This window comes from Streptomyces sp. NPDC058964, from assembly GCF_042741275.1.
In the GTDB taxonomy this organism is placed as follows: domain Bacteria; phylum Actinomycetota; class Actinomycetes; order Streptomycetales; family Streptomycetaceae; genus Streptomyces.
This window is the reverse complement of record NZ_JBHYKH010000420.1, coordinates 2,091-7,992: the sequence shown is the minus strand read 5'-3', so window position 1 is coordinate 7,992 and position 5,902 is coordinate 2,091. Positions and strand designations below refer to the sequence as shown.

At 70.5% G+C, this 5,902-nt stretch carries 6 protein-coding genes; 4 read left to right on the top strand and 2 right to left on the bottom strand.

Annotation, left to right across the window (positions count from 1 at the left end):
• Positions 1-31 precede the first annotated feature (31 nt).
• Positions 32-697: a TetR/AcrR family transcriptional regulator gene (locus ACFW2E_RS35410; RefSeq protein WP_384472651.1), complete on the bottom strand. Its 666-nt coding sequence runs from the start codon at positions 695-697 to the stop codon at positions 32-34.
• Positions 694-1,989 (bottom strand): PucR family transcriptional regulator, encoded by a 1,296-nt coding sequence (locus tag ACFW2E_RS35405; RefSeq protein ID WP_384472648.1) that lies wholly within the window; start codon positions 1,987-1,989, stop codon positions 694-696. The genes ACFW2E_RS35410 and ACFW2E_RS35405 overlap by 4 nt, the downstream gene beginning before the upstream one ends.
• A gap of 189 nt (positions 1,990-2,178) precedes the next feature.
• Between ACFW2E_RS35405 and ACFW2E_RS35400 the strand changes: the two genes are divergently transcribed.
• Genes ACFW2E_RS35400 through ACFW2E_RS35385 form a run of 4 tightly spaced genes read left to right on the top strand, consistent with a single transcriptional unit; the run spans position 2,179 to position 5,772 of the window.
• On the top strand, positions 2,179-2,937 hold the full coding sequence (locus ACFW2E_RS35400) for an ABC transporter ATP-binding protein (RefSeq protein WP_384472645.1): 759 nt from the start codon (positions 2,179-2,181) through the stop codon (positions 2,935-2,937).
• The gene (locus tag ACFW2E_RS35395; protein WP_384472642.1) at positions 2,934-3,740 is read left to right on the top strand and encodes an ABC transporter ATP-binding protein; all 807 of its coding nucleotides are present in this window, start codon (positions 2,934-2,936) and stop codon (positions 3,738-3,740) included. The genes ACFW2E_RS35400 and ACFW2E_RS35395 overlap by 4 nt, the downstream gene beginning before the upstream one ends.
• A 5-nt stretch (positions 3,741-3,745) precedes the next feature.
• Positions 3,746-4,627, top strand: coding sequence for a branched-chain amino acid ABC transporter permease (locus ACFW2E_RS35390; protein WP_384472639.1), 882 nt, complete (start codon positions 3,746-3,748; stop codon positions 4,625-4,627).
• Positions 4,624-5,772: a branched-chain amino acid ABC transporter permease gene (locus ACFW2E_RS35385; protein WP_384472636.1), complete on the top strand. Its 1,149-nt coding sequence runs from the start codon at positions 4,624-4,626 to the stop codon at positions 5,770-5,772. Before ACFW2E_RS35390 ends, ACFW2E_RS35385 begins: the two co-directional genes overlap by 4 nt.
• Positions 5,773-5,902 lie beyond the last annotated feature (130 nt).

The window sequence follows — 5,902 nt, the reverse complement described above, 5'->3', positions numbered from 1 at the left end:
GTCCTGTCGGCCCGACCATGCGCCGCGCGTTTCAGCCGGGCGGTGCCGACAGATGGATCAGGATGCCGCACACCTCGTCCACGATCTCCCGGGCCTCCGTCTCGTCGCCACAATCGGCCAGCTCGCGCGCTGCCCCTCCGATGACGGTGGTCAGCACGCTCACCCGGACCCGGCCGGCGCGTCGCCGCTCGTCGACCTCCAGGAGCCGAGCGTTGCGACGTACCCATGCGCGATCCCACTGGCGGCGCAGCGCGTCGAAGCCCGTGGGGCCGTCGTCCTCCGCGAGGAGTCTGCCGAGGCGCCGGTTGTCCCAGGCCCCCTCCAGATATGCCCTGGCTCCCGCCACGAAGAGGGCGATGGGGTCGTCCACGCCACGGCTGTGCTCGGCGGCCAGTGTGGCCGCGGTCCGGTGCTCCTGCTGCTCCCGGAACTCCTCCCAAAGGGCGAGGTAAAGCCCTCGCTTTCCGCCGTAGTGCTGGAAGAGGCTGCCCACCGGGATGCCGGAGCGCACCGCGATCTCGGTGAGACCGGCATCGGTGTAACCGCGCTCGGTGAACACCTCCAGCGCGGTGTCCAGCAGCGCACGCCGGAGAGTTCGGTCCTGCCCTGCGCACCCCTGCGGCAGGCCCGTGCCCTGCTGCTCGTCCCGCAGCTGATGTGCAGCTTCGGTCCCGGCAGGTTCCACTATGCCGCTCACGGGCAATCGCCACCTTCCCCGGCCCCGTCGCGGATGGCGAGGGCGACCAGTAGTTCCAGGAGGTCGGCGATCCGGCGCGGATTGCGGCCGGTGCGTTCCTCGATCCGACGCAGTCGGTAGTGCGCCGTGTTGTGGTGCACCTGCAGCCGGTCGGCGGCCAGCCGCAGATTGAGGTCCGCCTCCGCGAAGGCCCGTATGGTGGCGGCCAGCGTGTCGCCGCGTCTGCGGTCCTCCTCCAGCAGCACACGCACGCGGGGATCGACCAGCTGGTGGGCTAGGTCGTCGGCACGCAGCGCCAGGTAGTCGAACGGGGACAGCCGCGGCAGTGCCGCCACCCCGCCCCCGCTCGGCACCAGGTCGAGGGCGGCCCGCGCCTCCTGGTAGGCGCGCGGCAGTTCGGACGCGCCCCGGGCGACCGTGCTGATGCCCATGGACAGCATGGTTCCCTCCCGCGCGAGCCGTTGCTGCACGGCCTCGAAGTGGGTGCAGATGTCCCCTGTGTCCATGCCGGCCCGGACCACGGGCACGGCCACTACCTCGCCGTGGCGCACGACGACCAGGGTTCGGCCGGCCCAGGGCCCGGCGACGCTGATCGAGGCGCTGGTGGCATACCCGTTTTCGGCGGTGGTGACGTCCCCGGTGCGTGTGTCGCCGACGCACACCGCCACGATCGCCATCATCGGCGAGCGCGGTCCGATGCCGTACGCCTGCGCCGCGGCGAGCAGCGGACCACGCGTGGGTGCCACGCCGGCCAGGAGCTGGTCCAGGAGATCTCTGCGCTCCCGGTCCGCGTCCGCCACCACGTGCTGCTGGTATTCGACGTATGCCTGCGCGGCATGGGTGCTGGCGTAGTCGACGTACCGCATCAGCGGGGTGACGAGGGACAGTGCGGCCTGCTGGGCCTCGGCGGACGCGCCCGCGCACTCCAGCAGCGCGTCCCACAGCACCTGCCGGCCGATCCGGAAGGCACTGATCCAGTCCTCCAGGGCGAACCCCGCGCGAGCTCGGCGCATCGCTGCCGCGCGGCTGAAAGCCAGGTCCTCGGGCGCCATGTCGCGATCGCCCGCCAGCGCCGCCAACTGCATCCGGTAGTGCTCGAGCACCTGGTCCCGTACGTCGCCGAAGAATGGTTCGTCCTGCAGTGCGTATGACGGGATCTCCGCGCGCATCACATCGACGGCGGTCTCCGCCACCTCCTCGACCCGGTCGTGGACGGCGTGCAGGATCCGCCGCCGCTCCCGGCGGAGCGGTTCGGCGAGTTGCGGAGTGCCCAATGCAGGACTGCGAGGCATGGCGCCGATCGTCGCCGTCCATCTCGTGCTCCGTCAACAGGCTCGGCGTGAGACATCTCCCGGCACTTGTGCGCGGCGCACAGTTCGGCGACCGAGAAGTTGGGTGCTCACACCCAATGTGCGCCTGGAACGCCCCCACCTACTGTGACGCTCGCCAACCCCCCCAGCACGTCGGAAGGGGCGTCATTCATGCTTGCGGTCGACGGCATTACCGTGCGTTTCGGCGGGATCACGGCACTGGACGGTGTCGCGTTCACCGTGGAGCCGGGCACCGCCGTGGGGCTCATCGGGCCGAACGGAGCCGGCAAGACCACCTTGTTCAACTGCCTCACCAGGCGCTGCACTCCCGCCGGGGGAGATATGCGGTTCGAGGACGAGGACCTGCTCGCCCTTCCTCCGCACGCCGTGGCCGGGCGCGGCATCGCCCGCACCTTCCAGAACCTGGGCCTGTTCCCACGGCTCACGGTCAGGGAGAACGTCATGGTCGGTGCCCACGGCCGGGGGCGCACAGGACACCTCGCCGCGGCGCTCCGGCTGCCCCGCGTCCGGCGGGAGGAGAGAGAACTACGTGACCTGGCGGACGACTTGCTACGGCGGCTCGGTCTGGCGGACATCACCGACCACCCCGCCTCCGGACTGCCGTTCGGCACACTCAAACGTGTCGAACTTGCCCGGGCGCTTGCGGCACGGCCCCGGCTGCTGCTGCTCGACGAACCCGTCAACGGTCTCAGCCACGGCGAGGTCGGCGAATTCGCGGATGTGGTCCGGGCGGTGCGCCACGACTTCGACCTCACGCTCGTGGTGGTCGAGCACCACATGGGGTTCGTGATGGGCCTGTGCGACAAGGTGGTCTGCCTCGACTTCGGCCGCAAGATCGCCGAGGGCCGGCCCGAGGAGATCCAGCGCGACGCGGCGGTCATCGAGGCCTACCTGGGGGTGGCCGCATGAGCGAGGCCACCACCGACCGCACCGAGGCCGCGGCGGGTGCGGAAGAGGGCTTCCTGAAGATCTCCGACCTGCACGCCGGATACGGCCAGGCCCGCGTGCTGCAGGGCCTCGACTTCTCCGTCGCCCGCGGTGAGGTGTGCGCAATCCTCGGTCCCAACGGCGCGGGCAAGACCACGACGCTGCGGGCCCTGTGCGGCATGGTCCGTGGCCGCGGCTCGGTCACCTTGAACGGCACGGAACTGCTGGGCCGCTCGCCCGAGCAGGCCGCGAGACTCGGCGTGGCGCATGTGCCCGAGGGCCGGGGCACCTTCAACGACCTGACCGTCGAGGAGAATCTGCGCATCGGCGCCCATCTGCGCACCGGCCCCCGGCGGCGGGGCCGCGCCGAGCGTGCGTCCGTGGTGGCCGACCTGCAAAGGATCTACGACTACTTCCCCAGACTGCGCCAGAGGTCCCGTCAGATCGCGGGCAGCCTCAGCGGCGGCGAACAGCAGATGCTCGCCATCGGCAGGGCGCTGATGCTGCGGCCCTCGCTGCTGCTCCTGGACGAACCGTCCCTGGGGCTCGCGCCGCTGGTCACTCGCGAGCTGTTCGAGATCGTCCGTGCCGTGAACGAGGAGGAGCGCACCACCGTGGTCGTCGTCGAACAGAATGCCCAGCTCGCGTTGGACATCGCGCACCGGGCCCATGTGCTGGAGGCCGGCCGGCTGGTGCTGTCGGGGCCGGCCGCTGAGATCCGCGAGGACGGGCAGGTCGCCGAGGTGTACCTCGGTGTCTCCGTCCTCGCCCGAAAGGCCGGGTGAGCGCCGTGACCGATCTGCTTCAGCAAGCGGTGGAAGGACTGGGCTCCGGCGCCGTGTACGCCAGCCTGGCGCTGGCCCTGGTGCTGATTTACCGGTTCACGGGGATCGTCAACTTCGCCCAGGGCGAGCTGGCCATGCTCTCCACGTACGTCGCCTGGCAGCTGGTGGCGTCCGGGATGCCGTTCTGGCTGGCGCTGCCGGTCACGCTCGCGGTGTCCTTCGCCGGCGGCATGCTCGTGGAGCGGATCGTCATCCGCCCGGTGCAGGGCGCGCCCGAGCTGACCGTGGTCATCGTCACCGTGGGCCTGTTCATCTTCGTCAACGCGACGGCCGGCCTTATCTGGTCGTACACCGTCAAGGACTTTCCGCAGCCCTTCCCCGACGGCGGGCTCGACCTGGCCGGCGTGCGCGTGGACTGGTCGACGCTCGGGATCATCGCTGTGGTGGCCGTCGTGATGGGCCTGCTGTATCTGCTCTTCCAGCACACCTCGATCGGCCTGGTGATGCGGGCGGTCGCCTGCAACCCCACGTCCGCCCGGCTGTCGGGCATCCGCGTGGGCCGGGTGCTGATGCTCGGCTGGGGGCTCGCCGCGACGGTCGGCGCGCTGTCGGGCGTGCTCGTCGCTCCGGTGCTGTTCCTGGAGCCCAACATGATGGGCGGGGTGCTCATCTACGCGTTCGCCGCAGCCACCCTCGGGGGCTTCGACAGCCCGGTCGGTGCGGTCGTCGGAGGCCTGTTCGTGGGAGTGGCCGAGACGCTGGCAGGGGCGTACGTGGACGTGATCGGTGAGGACCTGAAGGTGGGCGTACCCCTGGTGATCATCCTTGCGGTGCTGCTGGTGCGGCCCCAGGGCCTGTTCGGACGGGCGGCGGTGGAGCGCGCATGAGCACCATCACAGTGGCGCTCGGCACCGACCGGGCCCGGCGGCTGCGGGCCGCGCTCACCGTAGTGCTCGCGACGGCAGCGGCCGTGGGCGCACCGTTCTACTTCGCTCCCTTCCAGGTGTTCCAGCTGACCATGGTGCTCCTGTACTCCGTGGCGCTGGCCGGCCTGAACCTGCTCGTCGGCTTCGGTGGGCAGATCTCGCTCGGGCACGGCGCGTTCTTCGCGGCGGGGGCCTATTCGGCGGCGGTCATGCTGGACCGGTACGACACCGGCCACCTGGCCACGCTGCCGGTCGCGGCTGCCGGCTGCTTCGTGCTGGGCCTCGGGTTCGGAGTGCCCGCGCTGCGGCTGCGCGGGCTGTACCTGGCCCTGGTCACCCTCTCGTTCGCGGTGTTCCTGCCGCCCTTGCTCAAGCGGCTCGAGCCGGTGACGGGCGGCTCCATGGGCCTGACCGTGGACAAGCTACAGCCGCCCGCGTGGGGCGGGCTGGCCGAGGACCAGTGGACGTACTTCGTCGTCCTAGCCGTCACCGCGGGGGCCCTGTTGCTCGCCCGCAACCTGTTGCGGTCCCGGATCGGCCGGGCACTGCTCGCGGTTCGGGACAACGAGAGCGCGGCTGAGGTCATGGGCGTGCGACTGTCGCTGCACAAGACCCTCGCCTTCGCGTGGAGCGCGATGTTCGCGGGCGTCGCCGGATGCCTGTACACCTGGGTGATCGGCTTCGTCTCGCCCGACTCCTTCAGCTTCGTGCTGTCCATCACGCTGCTGGCCGGCCTGGTGGTCGGGGGGCTGGCTTCTCTGTACGGACCCCTGCTGGGCGCGGCGTTCGTGATGTATGTGCCGAGCGTGGCCCAGGACGTCAGTGAGGCGGCACCGGGAGTGGTGTTCGGCCTGTTGATCATCATGGTGATGTTCGTGGCCCCGACGGGGCTGGCCGGTCTGCCGGGCCGTGTCCTGGGCGCGGTCGCCCGTCGCCTGCCCCGGCTCACCGCCGCCCTCGACCTCACGCCCCAGGCCGGATCCGCGCCCGACGCGGAGCCGAAGTCCCGGGCCGAAGACGGCCCCTCCGCGACCCTCCCCCCTGCGGACCCCGCAGTTGTCGACGCCGAACCCGTGGGCGCACCGCCCCGTACGGAAAAGGAATGAATCACATGCGCAAGACGACCGCTCTGCGGGCGGCCGCTGCAGCTAACGCCCCCCTGCTCCAGTATCATATAAAAAACAGAAGAGGCCGACGACCATTAAAGTGTAGAAAGAGGTGGTAGGCGTGTAATTT